Source organism: Methylobacterium radiodurans (genome assembly GCF_003173735.1).
Lineage (GTDB): Bacteria > Pseudomonadota > Alphaproteobacteria > Rhizobiales > Beijerinckiaceae > Methylobacterium > Methylobacterium radiodurans.
The window spans coordinates 968,776-993,097 of record NZ_CP029551.1 but is presented as its reverse complement, the minus strand read 5'-3'; the positions used below and the strand labels follow the sequence as shown (position 1 = coordinate 993,097).

The window sequence follows — 24,322 nt, the reverse complement described above, 5'->3', positions numbered from 1 at the left end:
ACTGAGGAGGGTTACGGAACGCCCCGCGAGCGCATATCGAGCGTCCTCGAACGGCGGTCCTGCACGACCCTTCCGGAGGGTACGAGACCCTCTCCATCGTGAAGCATGCGCCGGTCATATGACGAATTTACAGATGTATGCCCCGCCGATGCCGCCGGGACGTCAGAGCGTTTGCGGAAGACGACGCTCGCCGGGGCTGCCGTTAGGAGAACGGTCATGGAACGAGTGAATGTGGGCGGTCTCGCGGTGGCGCGGGTACTGCACGACTTCGTCGTGGCGGAGGCACTGCCGGGGACGGGAATCTCGCCGGAGGCGTTCTGGGGCGGCCTCGGCGCCGTGGTGCGCGACCTGACGCCGAAGAACCGCGCCCTGCTGGCCAAGCGCGACGCGCTCCAGGCACGCATCGACGACTGGCACCGCGCGCGGGCCGGCAAGCCGGCGGACCCGGCCGCCTACGAGGCCTTCCTGCGCGAGATCGGCTACCTGCTGCCCGATCCCGGCCCCGTCGAGGTCTCGACCCGCAACGTCGATGCCGAGATCGCCGAGATCGCCGGGCCGCAGCTCGTCGTTCCGGTCTCGAACGCCCGCTACGCGCTCAACGCCGCGAACGCCCGCTGGGGCTCGCTCTACGACGCGCTCTACGGCACCGATGCGGTCTCCGAGGAGGGCGGGGCAGTCCGGGGCGGCGGCTACAACCGCACCCGCGGCGCGCGCGTCGTCACCCGCGCCCGCGCCTATCTCGACCGCACCGTGCCGCTGGCGGGCGGCCGCCACGCCGACGTCGTCACCTACGCGGTGGAGGACGGACGGCTCGTGGGCAACCTCAATACCGGCGAGACCGTGCCGCTCGCCCGCCCCGAGACCTTCGCGGGCTATCGCGGCCGGGCCAGCATGCCCTCGGCCCTGCTGCTGCGCCACAACAACCTGCACATCGAGGTCGTCCTCGACCGCACCCACCGGATCGGCCGGTTCGACGCCTCGGGGGTCGCCGACATCCTGCTCGAATCCGCGGTCTCGACGATCATGGATCTCGAGGACTCGGTCGCCACCGTCGATGCCGACGACAAGGTCGTGGTCTACCGCAACTGGCTCGGACTGATGAAGGGCACGCTCGCGGCGGCCTTCGAGAAGGACGGCCGCACCCACGAGCGGCGCCTCAACCCCGACCGGCACTACATCGCGCCCGGCGGCGGCGAGGTGGTGGTGCCCGGCCGCTCGCTGATGCTGGTGCGCAACGTCGGCCATCACATGGACACCGACGCGGTGCTCGACGCCGACGGCAACGAGATCCCCGAGGGCATGCTGGATGCCGCCGTCACCGCGATGATCGCGATCCACGATCTCCGGGGCGAATCTGGCCTGCGCAACAGCCGGACCGGCTCGGTCTACATCGTCAAGCCGAAGATGCACGGGCCCGAGGAGGTCGCCTTCGCGGTCGAGCTGTTTTCCCGGGTCGAGGCGATGCTAGGCCTGGAGGCCGACACGCTGAAGATGGGCATCATGGACGAGGAGCGCCGCACCACGGTCAACCTCGCCGCCTGCATCAAGGCGGCGGCCTCGCGCGTGGTCTTCATCAACACGGGCTTCCTCGACCGCACCGGCGACGAGATCCACACGGCGATGGAGGCAGGCCCCGTCATCCGCAAGAACGACATGAAGGCCACCGCCTGGATCAAGGGCTACGAGGAGAACAACGTCGATGTCGGCCTCGCCTGCGGCCTGCTCGGCCGGGCGCAGATCGGCAAGGGCATGTGGGCGGCCCCCGACGCCATGGCCGAGATGCTGATGCAGAAGGGCGTCCATCCGAAGGCCGGCGCCTCGACGGCCTGGGTCCCCTCCCCCACCGCCGCGACGCTGCACGCGCTCCACTACCACGAGACCGACGTGCGGGCGCGCCAGCTCGAACTCGCGCGGCGGCCGCGCTCGGCGCTCGCCGAGATCCTGGAACTGCCGCTCGCCCGCTCGAACTTCGCGCCCGACGACGTGCAGCAGGAACTCGACAACAACGCGCAGGGCATCCTCGGCTACGTGGTGCGCTGGATCGACCAGGGGGTCGGCTGCTCCAAGGTGCCCGACATCCACGATGTCGGGCTGATGGAGGACCGGGCGACGCTCCGCATCTCCTCCCAGCACATCGCCAACTGGCTGCACCACGGCGTGGTCGACGAGGCGCAGGTGATGGAGACGCTCAAGCGCATGGCCAAGGTGGTCGATCGCCAGAACGCGGGCGACCCGCTCTACCGGCCGATGGCGCCGGCCTTCGACGGCCCGGCCTTCCGAGCGGCCTGCGATCTCGTCCTGAAGGGCCGCGCGCAGCCCAACGGCTACACCGAGTGGGTGCTGACCGCCCGCCGCCGCGAGGCGAAGAGTGGAACGTCGGTCGCTTTAGCTGCTTGAGACCAACGGTTCGGGCGCTTCCGATCTCCGCATCGGACGCAGATTGCGACATCGAACTTCGACCTATGGGTCGGAGTTTTCGGTGGATCGAACGATCGCCCCTCCCGAAACGACCGGATCGCGACATGAAACCTTGAGTGCGCCCGGCGAGCCTCTGCGGGAACCGCTAGGAGTATGACGGAGCGGGCGCTGTGATCGACGATCGTGCAGTGGACCGCCTCCGCCGGCTTCGAAAACCCCTGTTCGCCGGGCAGACCGTCGTTCGCGATGACAAGAACGCCGCCGACGGCGCTCGCTCGGGCGACCGACGCGCTTACGTCTCCCCTCTTCCGAGCCACTTCGTCAAATTCGGCGGATCGTAGGCACGCAACGCTCGAAGCAGTTCCTCGGGCTCACGGGCGACGATCAACATGTCTCGGTGGGGCTGACGCAGGAATCCGCCTGCGGCGACACCGTCCAGAAAACGCAGCATGTCGTCGTAGAAGCCGGCGACGTTGAGGATTGAGACAGGCTTCCTGTGATACCCAAGTTGCCCCCAAGTCCAAACCTCGAACAACTCCTCGAACGTGCCCAGACCACCCGGGAGACCGACGTATCCTCCATCGGCGAGATCCGACATCAGCGCTTTGCGCTCATGCATCGATCCGACCACACGAAGGTCGGTCAGGCCTCGATGCGCGACCTCCTTTTCCACGAGAGCAGCCGGCATGACGCCAGTCACCTCGCCTCCGTGAGCTAGCGCCGCATCCGCCACAGTTCCCATGAGACCGGATCGGCCGCCGCCATAGACCAAGCCGATGCCTTCCAAAGCGAGCGTCCGTCCCAATCGCGAGGCGGCCTCGCGATAGATGGGTTCGAAGCCGTCGTTCGACCCGCAAAAGACGCACAACCGCATTCGACTCTCCCATGGATGATTCAGCGGGGGACCGTCACCTTCAGGCGACGGTCAAGCGCTCCCATCGTCGCCATCCGGAACAGAGCATGTCCGATTCGCGCCTGGCGCTACGTTCCTACGAACACCCCGGCTCAGGCCCGACCGTACATGAGACGCAACCCTCGGCGCCATGCCGCGGGAATTTCGAGACTTGTACAACGTTGGCCTTCGGCAACATATCGAGGTCTTCTGCAATCGCGGCGTCAGCCTCGCCTGACCGGTCGAGTACCTTCGCCGTGGGGACGCCCCAACGAAAGCTCGCTCGGCTATTCTTGGATCCCCAACGAAGCACTTACCCGGTCTCGAGAAAGCCTGCTCGACAATCGCGCGATGCGATCAAGCTTGCGCGAAGTATTTGGTCCCTATGACACCGGCGATGGTCAAGACCATGAACACCCCTTGCATCCCATTGACTTTCTCGCCCAGGAAGACTGCACCGCAGATGACGACACCGACGGCACCAAGGCCGGTCCAGACGGCATAGGCGGTACCCGCGGGCAAACCCCGCATGGCCAGCGCCAACAATCCCATGTTCAGGAAGCTTAGGGAGATCGGAACCGTAGAGGCGATCCAGCTTCCGCGCATGGCCGCCCATTTGAGGCTGAGTGCCCATACGATTTCGGTCACGACAGCTATGCCCAGGACGAGCCACGCCATGGTATGTTCCTGATGCGGGCTCGGCGAGAGAAGCCGCGGCCGGAAACCCGAAAGAGGCCGCTTCGAGCGAACGAGTCATGTATCGTAACGCCCGGCGCTCCTAACCCGGGACTGAACGGGTGTCCACCGTGTCCGATGTACCAGTCGGCACTGTTCCGACAGTCGTCGCCCGTTCGATGGGAAGCCTGAAATATTTGGCCTGAGGATCCTGGAGGATAGTCTGAGGAGCCGAACACGACCACGACTATAACCCCGCGTGAAATATCCATCGCCCCGGAGGCGCCACACGGCGTCCGCCCGCTCGTGCAAGACCCGCCCGTCTGGCGGAGGGGCATCCCGAGTACAATCGCCACTCTCGCAAGCGCCAACCGTGCCCCAGCTCCAGCATTCCCCCGGGACGGAAAACGACCGCATGCGCTCTTTCGTACGACCCGAAGAAAAAAGGCCACCCTATGGGGGCGGCCCGAAGTCTTGGGAGGAAACGCCCCGTTAAGGGCGGCTGGATTGCGACTAGCTCGCCTTCCCGCCCCTCTGGTATGCCAACTCGAACCACAGCGTACAATTGCGGCTTGCGCGTCTGGGCCCTGCGTTTCGCTCATGGCGCAGCTCGATATTTCGCACGGAGGCATTGAACCGCCGATCGGTCGTGACCTGCTCGGTATCCATGGCCCGCTCGGGGAACGTCGTTCGGCCATCAACTTCGGTAAGCGGTGACGTAATGATCTGGTGGTTTAAAGCGAGGCTGTCGTGTACGAGTAGGTGCACGGCGTTGGAGCCGACGCCCGCGTCGAAGCAGCCCTCTTCAGAATGTGGTGTCGAACCGCTCCGGAGGAGATCGTTGCCTCTGGCTGTCACCATGCGAATTGTCGAGCCGGGCGCCCGCGATGCGGTCGGGGCTTCGGGATCGTCCACCTCGCAGGGCGGGGGTGGCGGCATCGAGTTTCCGAACGGCGTTCCTGGCATATGCGACGGCCGGTAGGAAGTTTCACAACTCAGCCATAGCGGCCAGGGATCCTGCGGGTCGGTGGCAAGAGGACGATCATGGACGAAGGCGCTGATTTCGCTCACTTGGACAAGCAGCTTTGCTTCGCGATCTATGCGGCCTCGCACGCGTTCAATGCGGCCTATCGACCACTCCTCGAGCCCCATGGGCTTACTTACCCACAATTCATCATCCTGCTCGTGTTGTGGGAAAAAGGTCGCCTCAGCCTGAAGGCCCTCGGCGACGCGCTCCAGCTCGACTCCGGCACACTGACACCGCTGACGAAGCGCATGGAGGCCGCCGGCCTTTTGCGTCGCGTGAGGAGTAAGGTGGACGAGCGCAGCGTTCACATCGAGCTGACCGAAGATGGTGACAAGCTCCGCCCTCTCGCCGGACAGATCCGAAAGGCGATGATCTGCTCCCTGGGCGGCAAGGTCGAGCCGGTCCTAGAGCTCCGGTCTCGGATCATGCAAATCACCGAGCAGCTAAGGACCGCCCCTCATCCGAGGAACGGCTGACGACATGCGTCATCGCGTCTCGAACGGCACACGGTCGGTATGCCATCGATGCGTCGGAAGAAGGAAGCCACACGGGTGCGGGGCAGCAAAACCTCGCTCGGCGTCCCAGCGGCCTCGCGGCCGGCCTCGATGTCGCGACGATCGTTCGGTGCGTGGTCTCCGCGCATCGTCTCGTCGCCAGAAAAGACGGGCGTGAGCTGATCGCGGATCGCGATGATGGTCAGGGTCTCGCCGGAGTGTCGTGGGTCGGCGCCGACACGTGGCGCGTCCTCGCCACGTACTCCTCGTCGTCCATGTCATGGTCGTCGCGACAGATCCGTTCGAACCTCGCGCATCTCGCTCGCCCACGTCAGGATAGCTGGTATCCGGGACGCATTCCGTACCACGGGATGAGGCGTTTCTCCGAGCCGTGCTCAAGCGTGGCCGCGACGACGTCTTGGCCTCCGGACACCAAGCGATGTCGGTCTCCGTCACGTGGCCAGGAACGCATATCGGGAACGAGAGTGGTCTCGTCGTCGCGTCGCCCCGATCCGTGTATCGGGAGCGGTATGATCGCTGCCGGAGCTCCCCTGCGGACCGAGCCGACTTGATCCCGCTCCACAGGGGTATCTCCTCGCCGCGAGATTCGATTACCAGGGCGATGACCGTCCAAGCGGGTGACATCGCCACCGATCGGACATCGCCACGGAATGGCATGACACACGAGAGCGAGCACGAGGCAGAGGGCGCCGAGAACACCGAAGAACGCGCCGCCGACATAGATCACCAGCGAGATGGTCCGCCAACCGTTGTCATTCGCCGCTCGGGGCAACTCGCTAGGCCAGCGGAGCCATTTTCGACAACGCGACGGCGCCCCATCGGACTGCCGTCCATGTGCGGGGTTGTATCTGTGGCGGCAAGACATGGGTCGCGCTCACGCTCCACTCCTGTCCCACCGGGACCTGGCGAAGCGTCGGTTTCCTACAGGATCGGGCACGACCAAGCCACCTGAGAACCGGGTACTTCGCCTCCACGGTCCATTGCGGCGGCCACGTGATGGCGCTCGATCGGGCTGCGTTCGTACGATTTGGCCGCCCCACCGCCTCGGCGAAAGTCCACGGCAATCGCGGCGCAGGTCGATGCGCTCAGGCAAAAGCCGAGGGAGCGGTCGAGACTTCATCCCCTGGGAACAGAGGTGTGATGCCCCCGAGGGCTTCGGTCAGTTCGTGTGCGGCGTCCCTGACGAGGCGTCCCAACCGTTCGAGTCGGTCGTCCGTCATCCTCGATGTCAGACCCGAGATCGAGATGGCCGCCAGGGCCTCTCCCTGCGCGTCGTAGATCGGCGCCGACACGCAACGCAATCCCATCATGTACTCCTCGTCGTCGATACCATAGCCGTCGCGGCGAATGCGCCTGAGAACCTCGCGCAACTCGCTCGCCCGGGTCAGCGATTTCGGTGTCATGCGACGCATGCCGTAGCGCTGTACGATGGCTGCCACGTCCTCGTCGGAGTAGGTCGCCATGATGACTTTGCCGACCCCGGAGGTAACCATCGGGACGCTGCCGCCCGAACGGGTGATGGCCCGCATGATCTCTCGGCTCTCCACCTGCGTCAGGAAGACGACCTCGCCCTCGTCGATGATCGCCAGATTGGCGGTCTCGCGCGTCTGGTCGCGCAGGCGCCTGAGGATCGGCAGCGCCGGCGCGACGAAATTGCGGCGTCGCACGAAGGCCGATCCCACGGCGAAAGTCCGCCGCCCGACGTGCCACATGCCGTCGGACTGGTCGAACTGCACGAAGCGTCTCTGCTCGAGCGCGGTGAGCAGGCGATGGATCGTCGATGGGGAGAGGCCCGTCCGCGTCGCGAGATCCGTGAGGCGGTAGCCTTCCTCGTCCTCTCCCAGAACTTCCAGCACGCTGAGAGCGCGATCGACCGATTGGACCGAACTCGTGCGCTCGCTCTTGTCGTCGGGTTCGGGGCGGACGGGAGTCTTGGGACGGGAGCGTCGATCGATCGGTTTGCGCATGGTGACCTGGCCTCCTCCGACGTCCGAGCGGGCGGAGTGACGTTCGCAACGAACGTTCTACCGCTCACGATCGCGGCCGACACCGGGACATCGTTCGAGAATCCCGGACGCCGACGATTTCCGTCCGCGGGACGCTGGGCGGGACGGTACTTTCGAACGACTATACGCGTATCCGCACGTGGATGAGCGGGTCGATTATGCCAACGGATTCGAAAGACCTCCGGAATTTTTGGAACATTAAATAAGTTGAGTCCTCAAAGTATTCCCGGCAGGATACGACGCACTCCAGGCGGAAGAGATAAACAAACACGTCGGATCTCTCTTGGCCACGCTCCGGAAACGAAGGCGGCACCAACCCTATCTGGGATGAGGGCGCAAAACGGCGGCGTACATGATCGGCGATCCGCATCGCCGCGTCAGGTCAGGCGACAAAGCTTGCCGTCGACCGGATGCGGTGACGCGAACTCGTATGCCCGGCCGCGTGGCTCGACGCGGGCGTGGCGCCCAGACGCGATAACGCGCGGGCTCGGACGGAACGTGTTGGGGGAAACCATGGGCGCTCGTTTCACACTCGGCCTCCTGTTGGCCATGGCCACGTCGACCGGTTGCCTCGCGGCGGATCCGGCGAAGACGGCGGCCGACATGCCCAAAGAGACGCTTGAGCCCAAGTTCTTCATCTTCTCTGACACTCAGGTGAGCTACCGATACGTCTTCCCGGCCGCCGAACCGGGGGTATCCGTGCGGAACGCGAACGGCCAACTGGAGGGACGCGGCATTCCGAAAAACGTCCTGAACGTGTTCCACACGAACACATGGGCGTACGGAACGAATCTGGTCTCTGTCGACATCCTGAAGTCCGGATCGCAGGATCCGGCAGGGAGTAAATTCCAATCCTTCCCCGATCAGGGTGCGACCGAGGTATACGGACTTTATCGCGGCACGCTGAGCTTCAACAAAATCTTCGACACGAAGACGTTCGCGGTCTCCGGTCTCGTGAAGGACGTCGCGCTGTCCTATGGTGCCGACCTCAACACGAAAGACACCCGTTTCGGCCCGGAGAAACGGCTCGCCGTGGCCGGTCTGAGCTTCGCGATCGACGTGCCCGTCGGCTTCCTGAACGTCCGCGTGCATGCTTCGAAAGAGTGGAACCGTAACGGGTTCGGCCTGGGAGATTTCCGCAGCGTCGAATACAAGTGGGCTCCCGAATTCGAGATGGCGTTCAGTTTCCCGCTCGCGTTCACCGGGCTTCCGATATCGATCGCGGGCTTCAACAACGTCATATTGCCGAAGGGGTCATACGGCACTCTGAACCAGTTCCAGACCAAGACGGAGTGGCTGTCGCGGACGAACCTCGTGCTCGACGTCGGAAAATTGGTGTACGGCCAACCCAACAAGATCGACGCCTTCGTAGGTTTCCAATACTGGCTGAACAAGTTCGGCAACAACCCGAGGAATACGATCAATACAGAGGAGAAGGCTTTCCTGGCCGGTTTCGCGTTTCACGCACCCTGACGTTTTCTGCCCCACCAAGCCGACCAACAACGCGCCCGAGTCAGGCGTTCGCCGCGGGCGACGTCCTATCGCAACCACAAACCGACCTCGGCCGCCTCCGATCGCGAGAGGCGTATCGACGGCGGATCCGCGGATTGCCGACTTTCGAGAGGATCACAGTGGGAGAAGCCGCGAGACGTACGACTCCCCGCCGTGCGGACCTGACAGCTAGGATCGTGACGGCATACGTCAGCCGAAACGCGCTCCTCGTCTCGGAGTTGGAAGCCCTGATCGTTTCGATCCATACGGCGCTGACGGCTGTCCGCGAACCGCAGCGACCGACCGCAAAATCGCGCTCCCCGATCGACAGGCCGACGGCCGCCCAGATCCGCAGATCGTTGGCCGGCGACGGTATCGTGTCGTTCATCGACGGACAGACCTACAAGGTCCTGAAACGCCATCTCTCGAAACACGGATTGACCCCCTACGACTATCGCAAGCGTTACGGCTTGCCGTTCGACTACCCGATCGTCGCACCGGAGTATTCGGCTCGGCGCAGCATCATGGCGCGATCTTCCGGACTCGGGAGAGTGGCCAAAAGAAGCGGCGGTGACCCGAACCCGATCGAACGCCGTGCGGAGTCCGCCATCGATGAGGCGGGCACGCCGAAACAAGCCGATCGATGACGTTGCGGTCCGGTCACAATCGAAACCACGCGGGTCGCTCGCGCGGGACGTATCGTCGGCTCGCCACGGAACCGGCGACACGTCGGCGGAACGCAACGGTCAATCGACGTGATTCGACAGTCGGCTGGCGAAACGAAACTGACGACATTTCGTGGCTTTACGCACTTCGTGAGCGATAGACGTCCGGCAATTCGTGATGACCGAAATCCTACGCTCACGAGGACGTCCGCCAGATCTGGATCGGAGCATGACGATACTGGGCGAACTGACGTCTGCCGCCCGAGTTTCCCGACCTGGAACCCGAATCTCATGCATCGCGGCATCGATACCGACCGCATTCGGACAGGTGTTTCTGCAAGGCGAATCGTCTTGCGGATTCGTGGTCATGATCGGTCTGTTTTGCGTCGCCCCAACTTACGGCCTCTGCGCCATACTCGGCGCTGCGACCGCGTCGACCATCGCGAAACTCTTCGGATCGCCATCCGGAGATTTGCGAAGCGGGCTGTACGGTTTCAACGGGGTCCTCATCGCCATCGCTTTAGGCGGTCGCCTGGAGCATGACGCCACGCTTGCCGCATGGATCGTCGCGACGGTCGCGTTCTGCACGTCCGGGATCGTGTGTCTCAAACGCCGCTCGGTAGCCTGGAGCGGCATACTCACATCACCTTTCGTGGTCGCGACATGGTTCGTATCGGCGCTGTCCGAACACCTCGATCGAACGCTTCATATCCGACTTGACGACCGGATATCTGTAGCGGCCAGTAGCTCGATCGGTCTGTCGCCGACGGACGTATGGATGGGCGTACTCGACGGACTGTCGCAGATTCTCCTTGTGCGAAACGCCTGGATGGGAATGGTCATCCTGATCGCCTTGAGGATGACATCCGGGCCCGCGTGCGGTTGGGCGTTGATCGGGAGTGTCATCGGCCTGACGACGGCATGGTCGTTCGGCGCCGATCCGGCCGCCGTACGGGACGGCCTCTACGGGTACAACGCCGCACTGACCGCGATCGCCCTGGGCGGCTCGACACGGTTGACGGACTTCGCGCGGGTATCGCTCGTGGTCGTCGCTTCGATCGCTACGACCGGCCTGTACGCCGGTGCAGCCAACACGTTCGCCGGTTTTGGCTTGCCGATCCTGACACTGCCGTTCGTCCTGACCGTTTGGGCATGTCGATCGGTCGAGCGACTTTCGGCATCCTGTAGGCCGTTTGCCCATCGACCGAAAGGCTGAAGGGCCGAGGAACGCGAAGTCAGGACGTAAGCAGGCGGGGTTGCGGCATGGCTGTCCTGAGAAGCCGCCCGCTTCAGCGGGCGCAGTCGTCACACGATATTGCCGACGCAATGCCTGAGCCCCCCGCCGGCGGGGTACGGTCGTCCAAACCGAGCGAGTTCGCGAGGAGGTGCCGCGAACGACTGACACGAGTTTTCACGGTCCCCGCTTGGCAGCCGAGCCGTTCCGCAGCTCCCTCGTAAGTCAGTCCCGGTCGCCCTTGGCCAGCACGCCGCCTACTCGGCGGCGTCGACGTAGAGCTTGCCGCCCTCGGCCAGGAACTCCTTGGACTTCGCCTTCATGCCGGCCTCGCGCTGGGCCTCGGACATGACGGGCGCCGCGTGGATCACCGCCCCGGCCTCCTCCATCGCCAGCACCTCGGCGCGCAGGTCCTGCGTGATCTTCATCGAGCAGAATTTCGGCCCGCACATCGAGCAGAAATGGGCGACCTTGTGGGCGTCCTTCGGCAGGGTCTCGTCGTGGTAGGCGCGCGCCGTGTCGGGATCGAGCGAGAGGTTGAACTGGTCCTCCCAGCGGAAGTCGAACCGCGCCCGCGACAGGGCGTCGTCGCGCAGCTGGGCGGCCGGATGGCCCTTGGCCAGATCCGCGGCGTGCGCGGCGATCTTGTAGGTGATGACGCCCGTCTTCACGTCGTCGCGGTTCGGGAGCCCGAGGTGCTCCTTCGGCGTGACGTAGCAGAGCATCGCCGTGCCGAACCAGCCGATCATCGCGGCGCCGATGCCGGAGGTGATGTGGTCGTAGCCCGGCGCGATGTCGGTGGTCAGCGGGCCGAGGGTGTAGAAGGGCGCCTCGCCGCACTCGCGCAGCTGCTTCTCCATGTTCACCTTGATCTTGTGCATCGGCACGTGGCCGGGGCCCTCGATCATCACCTGGCAGCCCTTGTCCCAGGCGATCTTGGTGAGCTCGCCCAAGGTCTCGAGCTCGGCGAACTGCGCGGCGTCGTTGGCGTCCGCGATCGAGCCGGGGCGCAGCCCGTCGCCCAGCGAGAACGAGACGTCGTAGGCCCGCATGATGTCGCAGATCTCGTCGAAGCGCTCGTAGAGGAACGATTCGCGGTGGCCCGCGAGGCACCAGCGCGCCATGATCGAGCCGCCGCGCGAGACGATGCCGGTGACGCGGCGCGCGGTGAGCGGCACGTGGGCGAGCCGCACGCCCGCGTGGATCGTGAAGTAGTCGACGCCCTGCTCGGCCTGCTCGATCAGCGTGTCCTTGAAGACCTCCCAGTCGAGCTTGAGCGGGTCGCCGCCGACCTTCTCCAGCGCCTGGTAGATCGGCACGGTGCCGATCGGCACGGGGGAATTGCGCACGATCCACGAGCGGATGTTGTGGATGTTGCGGCCCGTCGAGAGGTCCATCACCGTGTCGGCGCCCCAGCGGATCGACCAGACCAGCTTCTCGACCTCCTCGGCCGCCGACGAGGTCACAGCCGAGTTGCCGATATTGGCGTTGATCTTCACCAGGAAGTTCCGGCCGATCGCCATCGGCTCCAATTCGGTGTGGTTGATGTTGGCCGGGATGATCGCCCGGCCGCGGGCGATCTCGTCGCGCACGAATTCCGGGGTGATGAAGGCCGGCACCGCCGCGCCGAAATTCTCGCCGTCCGCGAGCGCGGCCTCGGCCCGCTCCAGCATCTCTTCGCGGCAGAGGTTCTCACGATGGGCGACGTAGATCATCTCCTCGGTGATGATCCCGGCGCGGGCGAACTCGTACTGCGTCACCATCTGGCCGGGCGCGGCCTTGCGCAGCGTGCGCTCGGCGGGGCAGGGGGCGACGAGCTTGTCGGCGGCGGCGAAGCCGTTGTCCTCGGGCTTGACCGCGCGGGGCTCGGCCGTGGCGTAGCCGCGGGCCGCGATCCAGGGCTCGCGCACCTGGGGCAGGCCGGCGGCGAGGTCGATCGCCGCGTCCGTCTCGGTGTAGGGGCCCGACGGGTCGTAGACGCGGACCGGCGCCTCGTTCGGATCGGTCAGGGCGATCTCGCGGAACGGCACCCGGATGTCGTCGCGGCCCGCGACCGGAGCGTAGACCTTGCGCGAGCCGTGGACCGGGCCGGTGGTGACGCTCTCAGGCGAGCCCTTCACGACTTTGGGCAGGACGGGTGCGTTCATCGTGGATCTCTTCCTGGTTCCTCGGAGCGATCCGGCCCCCGAACGACGCGTGCCGGCGAAATCGGCTCCACAATGTGGCCCTTCGACTTTCGCACTTACAACATCAGGATCGGGATCGGGCCATGAGGAACGGGCGACCGATGTCGTCGCCATCCTTCCGAGTACGCCCCTCTCGTACGTCGAACCTCGACTGTTCGCTGGTGTCTGTCAACGAGAAGCACGCTCGAAAAGCAGGCCCCATTACCGACGTGCCGCGCCTATCCATTCGACAGCATCGACCGCGAGATACAGCAGAATCAACACTTATACTTTCAAAAATTCAATCCGCGCCGCTCATTATGGATTTTTCCCAAGCACGTTATGCACCAAAGTCTTATGGACTTCGTACGATTGGTGTTCTTTCGGATATCTGGAGACTGCATCGGAAATTATCGATAGATCCGCTCATTGACGAGGGCTTGCGATGCCCCGGCGTCTCGCCAAGCAGAGCGTTGATCTCGCTGCACATCGAACACGCGCTCGTCCGTACCGCTCCCCTCGAGGATCCTGGACGTTTCGCCAAATCGTAGCCGCGGTGACCTTCACGGTCGGCGGTCGGAACGATGGACGCCCCGTGCGCGGCCCAGGGATCTACGACGTCCGATCCGAAAACGCCGCTCCTGGCCTCAGGCCGGCACCAGATCCTGCGCGGGTGACGAGGCAAGCCCGCCAGAGCCAGCCTCGTCACCGACGATCCTGCCGTTGGCATGGAACAATCGGCGCGCCAAATCCAGCGAACTACCGCGCGCGGCGCATAGAACGGTAGCGCTTTCCCCTCGGTACGGCGATGGCATTCCCGCTACGGATCGCCTCCAGACGGTTGCGGGCACCTGCCTGACCTACAGTGCCTCCGGGGGCGGTGGCCGCCATCGAGCCGGCGGGTGCGGCCGTCGTCTGGGCAACGGCGTCCACGGCACCGCACGACACAGCGGCCATCCCTATCGCGAAACCCAAGGCCATCATCCGCATGACGTACACCTTCCGAAAGATCTCTTCCGGATCGCTATTGCCGCGAACCCGGACGGGATCCAGGAGATAGGGCCGCATCGCCCGGAGTGGAGAGCATCCTCCGGGCACCGATCGGAATCGACGTCACCGGTTCGTCCCCGCCCACGCTTCCGCACACTCAGGGAGCACGCGCGCCGATCCGGGGGCGGCGCCTTCCGTATCGGTGGGGAGGAATTCGCGATGCTCGCCCCCTGTGCCGAGGAGAGAGCGCTGTTTCCGGGGGAATCGGTGAGAGGGGACGTCGCGACCGAAGCCATCCCGCATGCCGACCACCCTCGCGGAGTGCTCACTTTCGGCGTCGGACTGGCAGGCGGTGACCATCGGACGACGGAGGTCGCCCACGAGTGGCTGGATCGCGCCGACAGGGCTCTCTACGCCGCGAAACGAAAAGGGCGCGATCGCGTCTGCAGAACAACCCGACCCGCGGCCTGATCGTCTCTCGATGAGGCAGACGCGAGCGGCGCGCGCATGGACTCCCCTGTCGCCAACCCGAGCGATCGCGAGACACGCGGCCTCCGCAGTACCAGCCGCCACCGACCACGAACGAGAACGACGCGTCAGTGCTCGCAGCAAGCGCCGCCCGAGGCGGGATGCTTTCTAGCGACCGCGCGACCGACGACCGGCGCATCGCGGACCGCCGCACCAGGGATCGCGATTTTCCAGGCCGTATCCCAAGCTATGTCACTGCCAACTCGACGCTTTTCCGATCGTTTCCACACAACGGAAATGCGTCGGAAGCTTCTTGAGAGTCAGGGGGCGTTGCTCGAAACATGGGCCGCAACAACTGATTTCAAGGGAGGTGTTGGCATGGCCAAGATGAGAGCCGCCGAGGCTGCCGTTCGCGTCATGGAAAAGGAAGGCGTGACCTGCGCCTTCGGTGTGCCCGGGGCGGCGATCAATCCATTCTATGCCGCCCTTCGGAGCCGCAATACGGTACGTCACATTCTGGCGCGCCACGTCGAGGGCGCCTCGCACATGGCCGACGGCTACACCCGGGCCAAGGCGGGCAACATCGGCGTGTGCATCGGGACCTCGGGCCCGGCCGGCACCGACATGATAACCGGCCTCTACGCCGCCATCGCGGACTCGGTTCCGATCCTCTGCATCACCGGCCAGGCGCCGCGGGCGAAGCTCCACAAGGAGGATTTCCAGGCCGTCGACATCGAGACGATCGCCAAGCCCGTCACCAAATGGGCGGTCACCGTGCGCGAGCCCGCGCTGGTGCCGCAGGTGTTCCAGCAGGCCTTCCACGTGATGCGCTCGGGCCGGCCGGGTCCGGTGCTGATCGATCTGCCGATCGACGTGCAGATGGCCGAGATCGAGTTCGACGACGAACTCTACGAGCCGCTGCCGGTCTACAAGCCCGAAGCATCCCGCGCGCAGATCCAACGAGCGCTGGAAATGATGAACGCGGCCGAACGCCCGCTGATCGTGGCGGGCGGCGGCATCGTCAATGCCGACGCGAGCGACCTGCTGGTGCGCTTTGCGGAAGCCGCAGGCGTGCCGGTCATCCCGACCCTGATGGGCTGGGGCGTGATCCCGGACGACCACCCGCTCATGGCCGGGATGGTCGGGCTCCAGACGAGCCACCGCTACGGCAACCGCAACTTCCTCGACTCCGACTTCGTGATCGGAATCGGCAACCGTTGGGCGAACCGCCACACGGGATCCGTCGAAACCTACACGAAGGGTCGGAAGTTCGTCCACATCGACGTGGAGCCGACACAGATCGGACGCGTCTTCGGGCCCGACCTCGGGATCGCTTCCGACGCGAAGGCGGCGCTCACCCTCCTCGTCGAGGAAGCCGAGAAGCGCCGGGACGCGGGACAACTGAAGGACCGCACCGCCTGGGCCGGAACGTGCCTGCATCGCAAGAACAACATGCTGCGCAAGTCGCACTTCGATCAGGTTCCGCTCAAGCCCCAGCGCGTCTATCAGGAGATGAACGAGATCCTGAGCCGCGACACCTGCTACGTGACCACTATCGGCCTGTCGCAGATCGCGGGAGCGCAATTCCTCCACGTGTACAAGCCCCGCAATTGGATCAACTGCGGTCAGGCCGGGCCGCTCGGCTGGACTCTGCCGGCAGCTCTCGGCGTGCGGGCGGCGGATCCCGACCGTGAGGTGGTCGCGCTCTCCGGCGACTACGACTTCCAATTCATGATCGAGGAACTCGCCGTCGGGGCACAGCACAAGCTGCCGTACCTGCATGTGGTCGTGAACAACTCCTACCTCGGCCTGATTCGGCAATCGCAGCGCGGTTTCTCGATGGACTACGAGGTCAGCCTCGCCTTCGAGAACATCAACAACACCGAGATCGACGGGTACGGCGTGGACCACGTCGCCGTTGCGGAAGGTCTCGGCTGCAAGGCCATTCGCGTGAAGAGCCCGAACGAGTTCAAGGACGCTTTCTCGCGGGCCAAGGAACTGATGCGCGAACACCAGGTGCCGGTGGTGTTGGAATTCATCCTCGAACGAGTGACCAACATCGCGATGGGAACCGAGGTCGACAGCGTCAACGAATTCGAGGAAGTCCTCTGCCTCGATCCGAACCTGTCGATCGCGAACAACGTGGAAATGGCCGTCGACCCCTGATCGTCGGGGGCCACGAAGCCCATCGCCCGGGGAGGGCCGACCTCGGTCACCTCCGGGTTTCGAGAACATTCGCCGCCGTAGACGGGAGGGCCTCCCATGCCCAAATTTGCCGCCAACCTGACGATGCTCTTCAACGAAGTGCCCTTCCTCGAGCGGTTCTCCGCCGCTCGGAAGGCGGGGTTCTCGGGGGTCGAGTATCTCTTTCCCTACGATTTCCCCGCCTCCGAGCTCGCCAAGCGTCTCGCGGACGACGGACTGACTCAGGTTCTGCACAACCTGCCCGCCGGCGATTGGGCATCGGGCGAGCGCGGCATCGCGATCCTGCCCGAGCGCAAGAAGGAGTTCCGGGAAGGCGTCGATCGTGCCGTGGCCTACGCCCGGGAACTCGGCTGCCTGCAGGTGAACTGCCTCGTGGGGATCACGCCGAAGGGGGTGGACGACGGTCTCCTGCGAGACACGCTCGTCGACAATCTCTCCTTCGCGGCCGACGCGTTGGAGCGCGAAGGCATCAAGTTGTTGATCGAGCCGGTCAACACACGCGACATTCCCGGCTTCTATCTGAACCGGACCGAGCAGGCCCTCGGGCTGATCGCCGACATCGGCTCCAACAACGTCTATCTGCAATACGACATCTACCACATGCAGATCATGGAGGGTGATCTGGCAAAGACGATCGATCGAAACCTCGATCGGATCGCTCACGTGCAGCTGGCGGACAATCCGGGGCGCAACGAGCCTGGAACCGGCGAGATCAACTATCCCTTCCTGTTCGATCATCTCGACGCCATCGGCTACGAAGGCTGGGTCGGGTGCGAATACAAGCCCAAGAGCGACACGGTGACGGGCCTCGGTTGGCTGCCGAAATCCGCCTGAGACGACCCGGACGACCCGCTAGCGGGACTCGCGGCGAAACCGGCCTGATCACGAACTTTCCGACGGAACGCGGCCCGCCAGGTCCACGACGCGACCTGCCGAGGAACCCGCACAGGAGGCACTCACATGGCTAAACTCGGCTTTATCGGACTCGGCATCATGGGAAGCCCCATGGCGGCCCATCTTCAGACGGCCGGCCACACGCTTTTCCTCCACAGCGTCGCGGAGATCCCGAGCGATCTGCTGAAGGCGGGCGGCACGGCCTGCGCGAACGGCCGCGAGGTCGCCGAAAAGTCCGACATCGTCTTCGTCATGGTCCCGGACACGCCTCACGTCGAGAGCGTCCTGTTCGACGCCGGCGGTGTCGCCGAGGGGCTTTCGCCCGGCAAGATCGTCGTCGACATGAGCTCGATCTCTCCGATCGCGACCAAGGATTTCGCCAAGCGGATCAACGAGCACGGCGTCGACTACTTGGATGCGCCGGTCTCCGGTGGCGAGGTCGGAGCGAAGGCGGCTTCGCTCACGATCATGGTCGGTGGGCCGGACAAGGCCTTCGAGACGGTTCGGCCCTTGTTCGAACTGATGGGCAAGAACATCACACTCGTCGGCGGGAACGGCGACGGCCAGACCACGAAGGTCGCCAACCAGATCATCGTCGCCCTCAACATCGAAGCCGTCGCCGAGGCGCTGCTCTTCGCCTCGAAGGCCGGTGCGGATCCGGCGCGTGTCCGGCAGGCGCTCATGGGCGGTTTCGCATCCTCGAAGATCCTCGAGGTCCACGGCGAGCGGATGGTCAAGCGGACCTTCGATCCGGGCTTCCGGATTGAGCTCCATCAGAAGGATCTGAACCTCGCGCTGCAGGGGGCCCGCACACTCGGCGTGGCGCTGCCGAACACCGCGACGGCGCAGGAACTGTTCAACACCTGCTCGGCACACGGCGGCCGCGCCTGGGACCATTCCGCGATGGTCCGCGCCCTGGAGATCATGTCCGGCCACGAGGTCGCATCGAAAGGCTGAATCCCAGGGCGGGCCGAAGGGAGGGAATCACGATGACCATCGATGCGGCAGGTCTACTCAGCCGGATGTTCGCCGCGGCGGTCGACGCCGCCGCGCCGGCGATCCGCATCCCTCCCAACCTGCCGCCCGCCCCTCTCGGGCGGACGGTGGTGATCGGTGCCGGCAAGGCATCCGCCGCGATGGCGGCTGCGGTGGACGCGAACTGGCAAGGACCGCTCGACGGTCTGGTCGTCACCCGGTACGGTCACGCCGTTCCGGCCGGACGGATCTCGATCGTCGAGGCGGCGCATCCGGTTCCCGACGAAGCCGGCCTCCGCGCGGCGGAAGCCATCCTCGACAAGGTCCAGGGGCTCGGCCCCGACGATCTCGTCCTCTGCCTGATCTCGGGCGGCGGTTCGTCCCTTCTCTCGCTGCCGGCGCCGGGTATCAGCTTGGCCGACAAGCAGGCGGTGAACCGGGCGCTGCTCAGTTGTGGCGCGCCCATCTCGGAAATGAACGTGGTGCGCAAGCACCTGTCGGCCTTGAAGGGCGGTCGCCTGGCGGCGGCGGCGGCTCCCGCACGCGTGGTGACCCTGGTCATTTCGGACGTGCCCGGCGACGACGTCTCTCTCGTGGCCTCCGGTCCGACCGTCCCTGATCCCTCGACGCGCCACCAGGCTCGCGCGATCCTCGACAGGTACCGTATCGATGCGCCCCGGAGCGTGCTCGAACATCTGGCACGTCCGGAATCCGAAACTCCCAAGCCGGGAGATCCCTGCTTCGCGGGCTCGCTGGCGAAGCTCGTCGCCACACCACAGAGGTCGTTGGAGGCAGCTGCACGGGTCGCACGCGATGCCGGGATCACGCCGCTGATCCTGGGAAGCGCGATCGAGGGCGAGGCGCGCGAGGTCGGCATCGTGCACGCGGGCATCGCGCTCCAATGTGCGGGATACGGAGAACCGCTGGAACTTCCGTGCGTGCTCATCTCGGGCGGGGAGACCACGGTGACCGTCAGGGAGCGCGGACGCGGGGGGCGCAACGCCGAATTCCTTCTCGGTCTCGGCCTCGCGCTGGACGGCCATCCCGGAATCGCGGCCATCGCCGCCGATACGGACGGAATCGACGGGACCGAGTCGAATGCGGGTGCCGTCCTCAAGCCCGATACGCTCGCTCGGGCGGCGGCGCTCGGGATCGACGCCGAGGCGAGCCTTCGCGCGAACGACGCCTACGGCGTCTTCGACGCGGTGGGCGATCTCGTCGTCACGGGACCGACGTTGACCAACGTAAACGACTTTCGCGCGGTATTCGTCTTCGGGAGAAGCTGAGCATGCGACGTTCGAGAAACGCCAAAGTTGTCGCTACCCTCGGGCCTGCGAGCGACTCGGCCGGTGCGATCGAGGACCTGTTCCTCGCTGGAGCGGACGTTTTCCGTCTGAACTTCAGCCACGGCACCGAGGCCGATCACGCCGAGCGTGTGCGGACGATCCGCACTTTGGAAAGCAAGGTCGGCAGACCGATCGGGATCCTCATGGATCTCCAAGGACCGAAACTACGCGTCGGTACGTTCGCGGACGGCGCGGTCCGGCTGGAAGCGGGCGCCGCCTTCCGCCTCGACCTCGATGCCGCCCTCGGCGACGGGCGGCGCGTCTCGCTGCCCCACCCGGAAATCTTCGCCGCGCTGTCGCCCGGGACGGACATCCTGCTGGACGACGGCAAGCTGCGACTGGAAGTGCTATCCTGCGGGCCGGATCACGCGGAGACGGTGGTTCGTGTGGGAGGTCCCCTCTCGGCCCGCAAGGGCGTCAACGTGCCCGGCGTCGTCCTGCCGATGTCCCCTCTGACCGCGCGGGACCGCCGACATCTCGCGTTCGGCCTCGACCTCGGCGTCGATTGGGTCGCCCTGTCCTTCGTCCAGCGTCCCGAGGACATCCTGGAGGCTCGCGAGCTGATAGGAGATCGGGCGCTCGTCATGGCCAAGATCGAGAAGCCGGCCGCCGTCGATCGACTGGACGAGATCGTGTCGCTTTGCGACGGCATCATGGTGGCGCGCGGCGACCTCGGCGTGGAGATGCCGACGGAAGAAGTGCCGATCGTCCAGCGCACCATCATTCGGTCCTGTCGGCGAGAGGGCAAACCGGTGATCGTCGCGACCCAGATGCTGGAGTCGATGACGGCGTCCCCGGTCCCGACCCGAGCCGAGGCGTCCGACGTGGCGACGGCCGTCTACGAGGGCGCCGACGCCGTCATGCTGTCCGCGGAGTCGGCTTCGGGTGCCTACCCGCGAGAAGCCGTGGCGATGATGGACTCGATCCTGCGACGCGTCGAACGCGATCCTCAGTACCGCGTTCTCCTCGACGGGCAGCACGGGGCACCGAGGGCGACGTTGGCCGATGCGATCTGCTGCGCCCTGCGCCGCACCGCGCACGTGATCAACGCGCGGGCGACGGTCAGCTACACGCGGTCCGGTTCCACCAGTCTCCGAGCCGCGCGCGAGCGACCCGTCGCGCCGATCCTGAGCCTGACTCCGTCGATCGACACGGCCCGTCGGCTGACGGTCGCTTGGGGCATCCACTCGGTCGTCGTGGAGAACGAAGCGTCGGACGAAGCGTCGATGACGGAACTCGCCTGCGAGGCCGTCGTCGAGGAGGGCTTCGCCGAAGCCGGCGACAACATCGTCATCACGGCCGGCGTTCCGTTCGGAGTCTCGGGGACGACGAACCTGCTCCGCTTGGCGACGCTGTCCCGGAAGGCCGCCTGACCGGCGCCGCGCGATCGGTTCGCTGACGCGGCCGTCGCGCGGAGCATGCACGATCCCTGTCGGCCATCGGCGCCGGTACGATCGGAAGCGAAACGACACCGTCGATCGTGCCGAACAGCTCGCACGTGGCGGCCCTCTCTGAGACGGATCGCGCGAGATCGCGATCGTCGTATCGGGCGGAACCGATGCGTTCCGCCTCGTCGACACCGGTCTACGCGACCGTCCGCCTCCGGCCGCTACCGTTTCGCCGCCCTGGCCGAGCGACTCCACTTCCAATGACCTTTCGAGGAACCGCGATGCGCGACCTGCCCGATATCGACCCCTTGGAAACACGCGAATGGGTCGACGCCCTCCATTCCGTGGCGCAGTTCGCTGGCCCGGACCGGGTTCGATTTCTGCTCGACAGGATCGTCGACGAGGCCAAGCAGACAGGACTTCCGGTTCCGTACTCGACCAACACGCCCTACCTCAACACGATCGCTCCCGAGAAGCAGGATCCCCATCCGGGTGATCGCCAGATCGAGCACCGCATCCGCTCGGCAATTCGCTGGAACGCGATCGCCATCATCCTACGCGCCAACAAGGAATCCTCGGAGCTCGGGGGACATATCGCGAGCTTTCAATCCGCCGCGACACTCTACGACACCGGCTTCATGCACTTCTGGAAGGGGGACCAGGACGGGCGTGGTGGCGACCTGATCTACGTGCAGGGACACTCGTCGCCGGGCATCTACGCTCGCGCTTACCTGGAAGGCCGGCTCACTGAGGAGCAGATGCTGGCTTTCCGCGCCGAGGTCGACGGGAACGGGTTGTCCTCGTATCCGCATCCTTGGCTGATGCCGGATTTCTGGCAGTTCCCCACCGTCTCCATGGGTCTCGGTCCGCTCATGGCGATCTATCAGGCGCGCTACCTCCGCTACCTGCACCACCGGGGCCACGTCGATACGGACGGTCGCAAGGTCTGGGCCTTCATGGGCGACGGCGAGATGGACGAACCCGAGAGTCTGGGCGCCATCTCCATGGCGGGCCGGGAGAAACTCGACAACCTGATCTTCGTGATCAACTGCAACCTCCAGAGGTTGGATGGACCCGTTCGCGGGAACGGCAAGATCGTCCAGGAGCTCGAGGCGAACTTTCTCGGCAACGGCTGGAACGTCATCAAGTGCCTTTGGGGTACCGGTTGGGACGCGCTGCTGGCGAACGACTCTACGGGAACGCTCGCTCGCCTCATGGAGGAATGCGTCGACGGCGAATACCAAGATTTCAAATCGAAGAACGGCGCCTACATCCGGGAGTTTTTCTTCGGGAGATACCCCGAGACCGCAGCTCTGGTGCGTGACTGGTCGGACGAAGACATCTTCCGTCTGACCCGCGGCGGTCACGACCCGGCGAAGGTCTTCGCGGCCTACTCGGCGGCTGTGAAGCACAAGGGCCAGCCCACCGTCATTCTCGCCAAGACCGTGAAAGGTTACGGCATGGGCGAGGCCGGCGAAGCCCAGAACATCACTCATCAGCAGAAGAAGATGGGCGAGGCGGTGCTGCGGCAGTTTCGCGACCGCTTCGGCATCGAACTGACGGACGAGCAGGTCACGGAAATCCCCTTCATCCGCTTCCCGGAAGGCAGCCCGGAGCACCGCTACCTGATGGCGCGGCGTCAGGCCCTGGGCGGCCCTCTTCCGGCACGCCGCCGCCTGTCGCAGCCGCTGGAGATCCCATCCCTTACGGCGTTCGGCGCGCAGCTCAAGGAGACGGCCGGGCGCGAGATCTCCACGACCATGGCGTTCGTGCGCATCCTCAACACGCTTCTGCGCGACAAGAACGTCGGACCGCGCATCGTCCCGATCGTGCCCGACGAGAGCCGCACGTTCGGCATGGAGGGCATGTTCCGCCAGTTCGGCATCTTCTCCCAGGTCGGTCAGCTCTACCGGCCGGAGGATGCGAACCAGCTCATGTACTACAAGGAGGACGAGAAGGGTCAGATGCTCCAGGAAGGCATCAACGAGCCCGGGGCGATGTCTTCCTGGATCGCGGCGGCCACCTCCTACTCGCATTCGAACGCGCCGACGATCCCGTTCTACATCTACTATTCCATGTTCGGCTTCCAACGCACGGGCGATCTCGCTTGGGCGGCGGGTGACCTGCGCGCCCGCGGCTTCCTGATCGGCGGAACGGCCGGACGCACGACACTCAACGGCGAGGGTCTGCAGCACGAGGACGGTCACAGCCACATCCAGTCGGCCACGATCCCGAACTGCGTCTCCTACGACCCGACGTTCTCCTATGAAGTCGCGGTCATCGTCCAGGACGGCCTGCGTCGGATGTACGCCGAGCAGGAAGACGTGTTCTACTACATCACCGTGATGAACGAGAACTACGAGCACCCAGGCATGCCCGAGGGCGCCGAGGCCGGCATCATCAAGGGGATGTATCTGTTCCGCGAGGGCAGGGGAAAGACCGGCGCGCCGCGGGTGCGGTTGCTCGGCAGCGGTACCATCCTCAGGGAGGTGATCGCCGCCGCCGAGATGCTGGAGGCGGAGCACGGGATCGCGGCGGACGTCTGGAGCTGCCCGAGCTTCACGGAACTACGACGCGACGCGATGGCCTGCGAGCGTTGGAACCTGCTCCATCCGGGGGAGGCCAAGCGCAAGTCGCACGTCGAGACCTGTCTGGAAGCGGGAACCGGCCCGGTGATCGCGGCGACCGACTACATGCGGCTGTTCGCCGATCAGATACGGGCCTGGGTTCCCGGCCGATATCGCGTGCTCGGGACCGATGGCTTCGGGCGCTCGGACTACCGTCGCAAACTGCGCGATTTCTTCGAGGTCGATCGACGCTGGGTCACGATCGCGGCGCTGAGCGGTCTCGTCGAGGAAGGCGCGCTGCCCGCGAGCGCGGTCGCGAGCGCGATCGCCAAGTACGGAATCGATCCCGGCAAGGCCGCCCCCTGGACGGTCTGACCTGAGACACGATCGACGCGCCGGCG

Annotated in this window: 15 protein-coding genes and 1 pseudogene; 12 read left to right on the top strand and 4 right to left on the bottom strand. The window is 65.3% G+C overall.

Annotated features, from left to right (window positions below; all coding sequences use genetic code 11):
- Window positions 1-216: 216 nt before the first annotated feature.
- Window positions 217-2,397: a malate synthase G gene (locus tag DK427_RS04435; protein ID WP_109950214.1), complete on the top strand. Its 2,181-nt coding sequence runs from the start codon at window positions 217-219 to the stop codon at window positions 2,395-2,397.
- Window positions 2,398-2,710: 313 nt separating this feature from the next.
- On the opposite strand, the gene DK427_RS04430 is transcribed toward DK427_RS04435, so the two are convergent.
- Window positions 2,711-3,292, bottom strand: coding sequence for an LOG family protein (locus DK427_RS04430; protein WP_109950213.1), 582 nt, complete (start codon window positions 3,290-3,292; stop codon window positions 2,711-2,713).
- 375 nt (window positions 3,293-3,667) lie between these two features.
- Complete coding sequence (locus DK427_RS04425; protein ID WP_109950212.1) at window positions 3,668-3,988, bottom strand: DMT family transporter; 321 nt, start codon at window positions 3,986-3,988, stop codon at window positions 3,668-3,670.
- A gap of 1,041 nt (window positions 3,989-5,029) precedes the next feature.
- Here DK427_RS04425 and DK427_RS04420 point away from each other — a divergent pair.
- A complete protein-coding gene (locus DK427_RS04420) occupies window positions 5,030-5,488 on the top strand; it encodes a MarR family winged helix-turn-helix transcriptional regulator (RefSeq protein ID WP_109950211.1) in 459 nt (152 codons plus the stop codon).
- 1,124 nt (window positions 5,489-6,612) lie between these two features.
- Here DK427_RS04420 and DK427_RS04410 read toward each other — a convergent pair.
- Entirely contained in the window at window positions 6,613-7,494 is an 882-nt protein-coding gene (locus DK427_RS04410; protein ID WP_109950209.1) for an IclR family transcriptional regulator, read from the bottom strand.
- Between the two features lie 552 nt (window positions 7,495-8,046).
- Here DK427_RS04410 and DK427_RS04405 point away from each other — a divergent pair.
- From DK427_RS04405 to DK427_RS04395, 3 genes are all read left to right on the top strand, one after another.
- Window positions 8,047-9,006, top strand: coding sequence for a hypothetical protein (locus DK427_RS04405; RefSeq protein ID WP_109950208.1), 960 nt, complete (start codon window positions 8,047-8,049; stop codon window positions 9,004-9,006).
- Between the two features lie 158 nt (window positions 9,007-9,164).
- Window positions 9,165-9,671: a Ros/MucR family transcriptional regulator gene (locus DK427_RS04400; RefSeq protein WP_109953999.1), complete on the top strand. Its 507-nt coding sequence runs from the start codon at window positions 9,165-9,167 to the stop codon at window positions 9,669-9,671.
- A gap of 196 nt (window positions 9,672-9,867) precedes the next feature.
- Window positions 9,868-10,905: an urea transporter gene (locus tag DK427_RS04395; protein ID WP_109950207.1), complete on the top strand. Its 1,038-nt coding sequence runs from the start codon at window positions 9,868-9,870 to the stop codon at window positions 10,903-10,905.
- 275 nt (window positions 10,906-11,180) lie between these two features.
- Here DK427_RS04395 and thiC read toward each other — a convergent pair whose 3' ends face one another.
- Window positions 11,181-13,070 (bottom strand): phosphomethylpyrimidine synthase ThiC, encoded by a 1,890-nt coding sequence (gene thiC / locus DK427_RS04385; protein ID WP_109950206.1) that lies wholly within the window; start codon window positions 13,068-13,070, stop codon window positions 11,181-11,183.
- A gap of 741 nt (window positions 13,071-13,811) precedes the next feature.
- On the opposite strand from thiC, the gene DK427_RS27470 reads away from it, so the two are divergent.
- From DK427_RS27470 to aceE, 7 genes and pseudogenes are all read left to right on the top strand, one after another.
- On the top strand, window positions 13,812-14,549 hold the full coding sequence (locus DK427_RS27470) for a GGDEF domain-containing protein (RefSeq protein WP_109950205.1): 738 nt from the start codon (window positions 13,812-13,814) through the stop codon (window positions 14,547-14,549).
- Between the two features lie 375 nt (window positions 14,550-14,924).
- Window positions 14,925-16,712 carry a glyoxylate carboligase gene (gene gcl / locus DK427_RS04375; protein ID WP_109950204.1) on the top strand — a complete coding sequence of 596 codons (1,788 nt, stop codon included), beginning with the start codon at window positions 14,925-14,927 and terminating at the stop codon, window positions 16,710-16,712.
- 96 nt (window positions 16,713-16,808) lie between these two features.
- On the top strand, window positions 16,809-17,585 hold the full coding sequence (gene hyi / locus DK427_RS04370; RefSeq protein ID WP_109950203.1) for a hydroxypyruvate isomerase: 777 nt from the start codon (window positions 16,809-16,811) through the stop codon (window positions 17,583-17,585).
- Window positions 17,586-17,708: 123 nt separating this feature from the next.
- A pseudogene (gene glxR, locus DK427_RS04365) lies at window positions 17,709-18,602 on the top strand (2-hydroxy-3-oxopropionate reductase); the annotation flags it as partial.
- 32 nt (window positions 18,603-18,634) lie between these two features.
- Window positions 18,635-19,906: a glycerate kinase type-2 family protein gene (locus tag DK427_RS04360; protein ID WP_109950201.1), complete on the top strand. Its 1,272-nt coding sequence runs from the start codon at window positions 18,635-18,637 to the stop codon at window positions 19,904-19,906.
- A gap of 2 nt (window positions 19,907-19,908) precedes the next feature.
- Entirely contained in the window at window positions 19,909-21,339 is a 1,431-nt protein-coding gene (gene pyk, locus DK427_RS04355; protein ID WP_109950200.1) for a pyruvate kinase, read from the top strand.
- 296 nt (window positions 21,340-21,635) lie between these two features.
- Window positions 21,636-24,296, top strand: a complete 2,661-nt coding sequence (aceE, locus tag DK427_RS04350) for a pyruvate dehydrogenase (acetyl-transferring), homodimeric type (protein ID WP_109950199.1) — start codon at window positions 21,636-21,638, stop codon at window positions 24,294-24,296.
- Window positions 24,297-24,322: the final 26 nt, after the last annotated feature.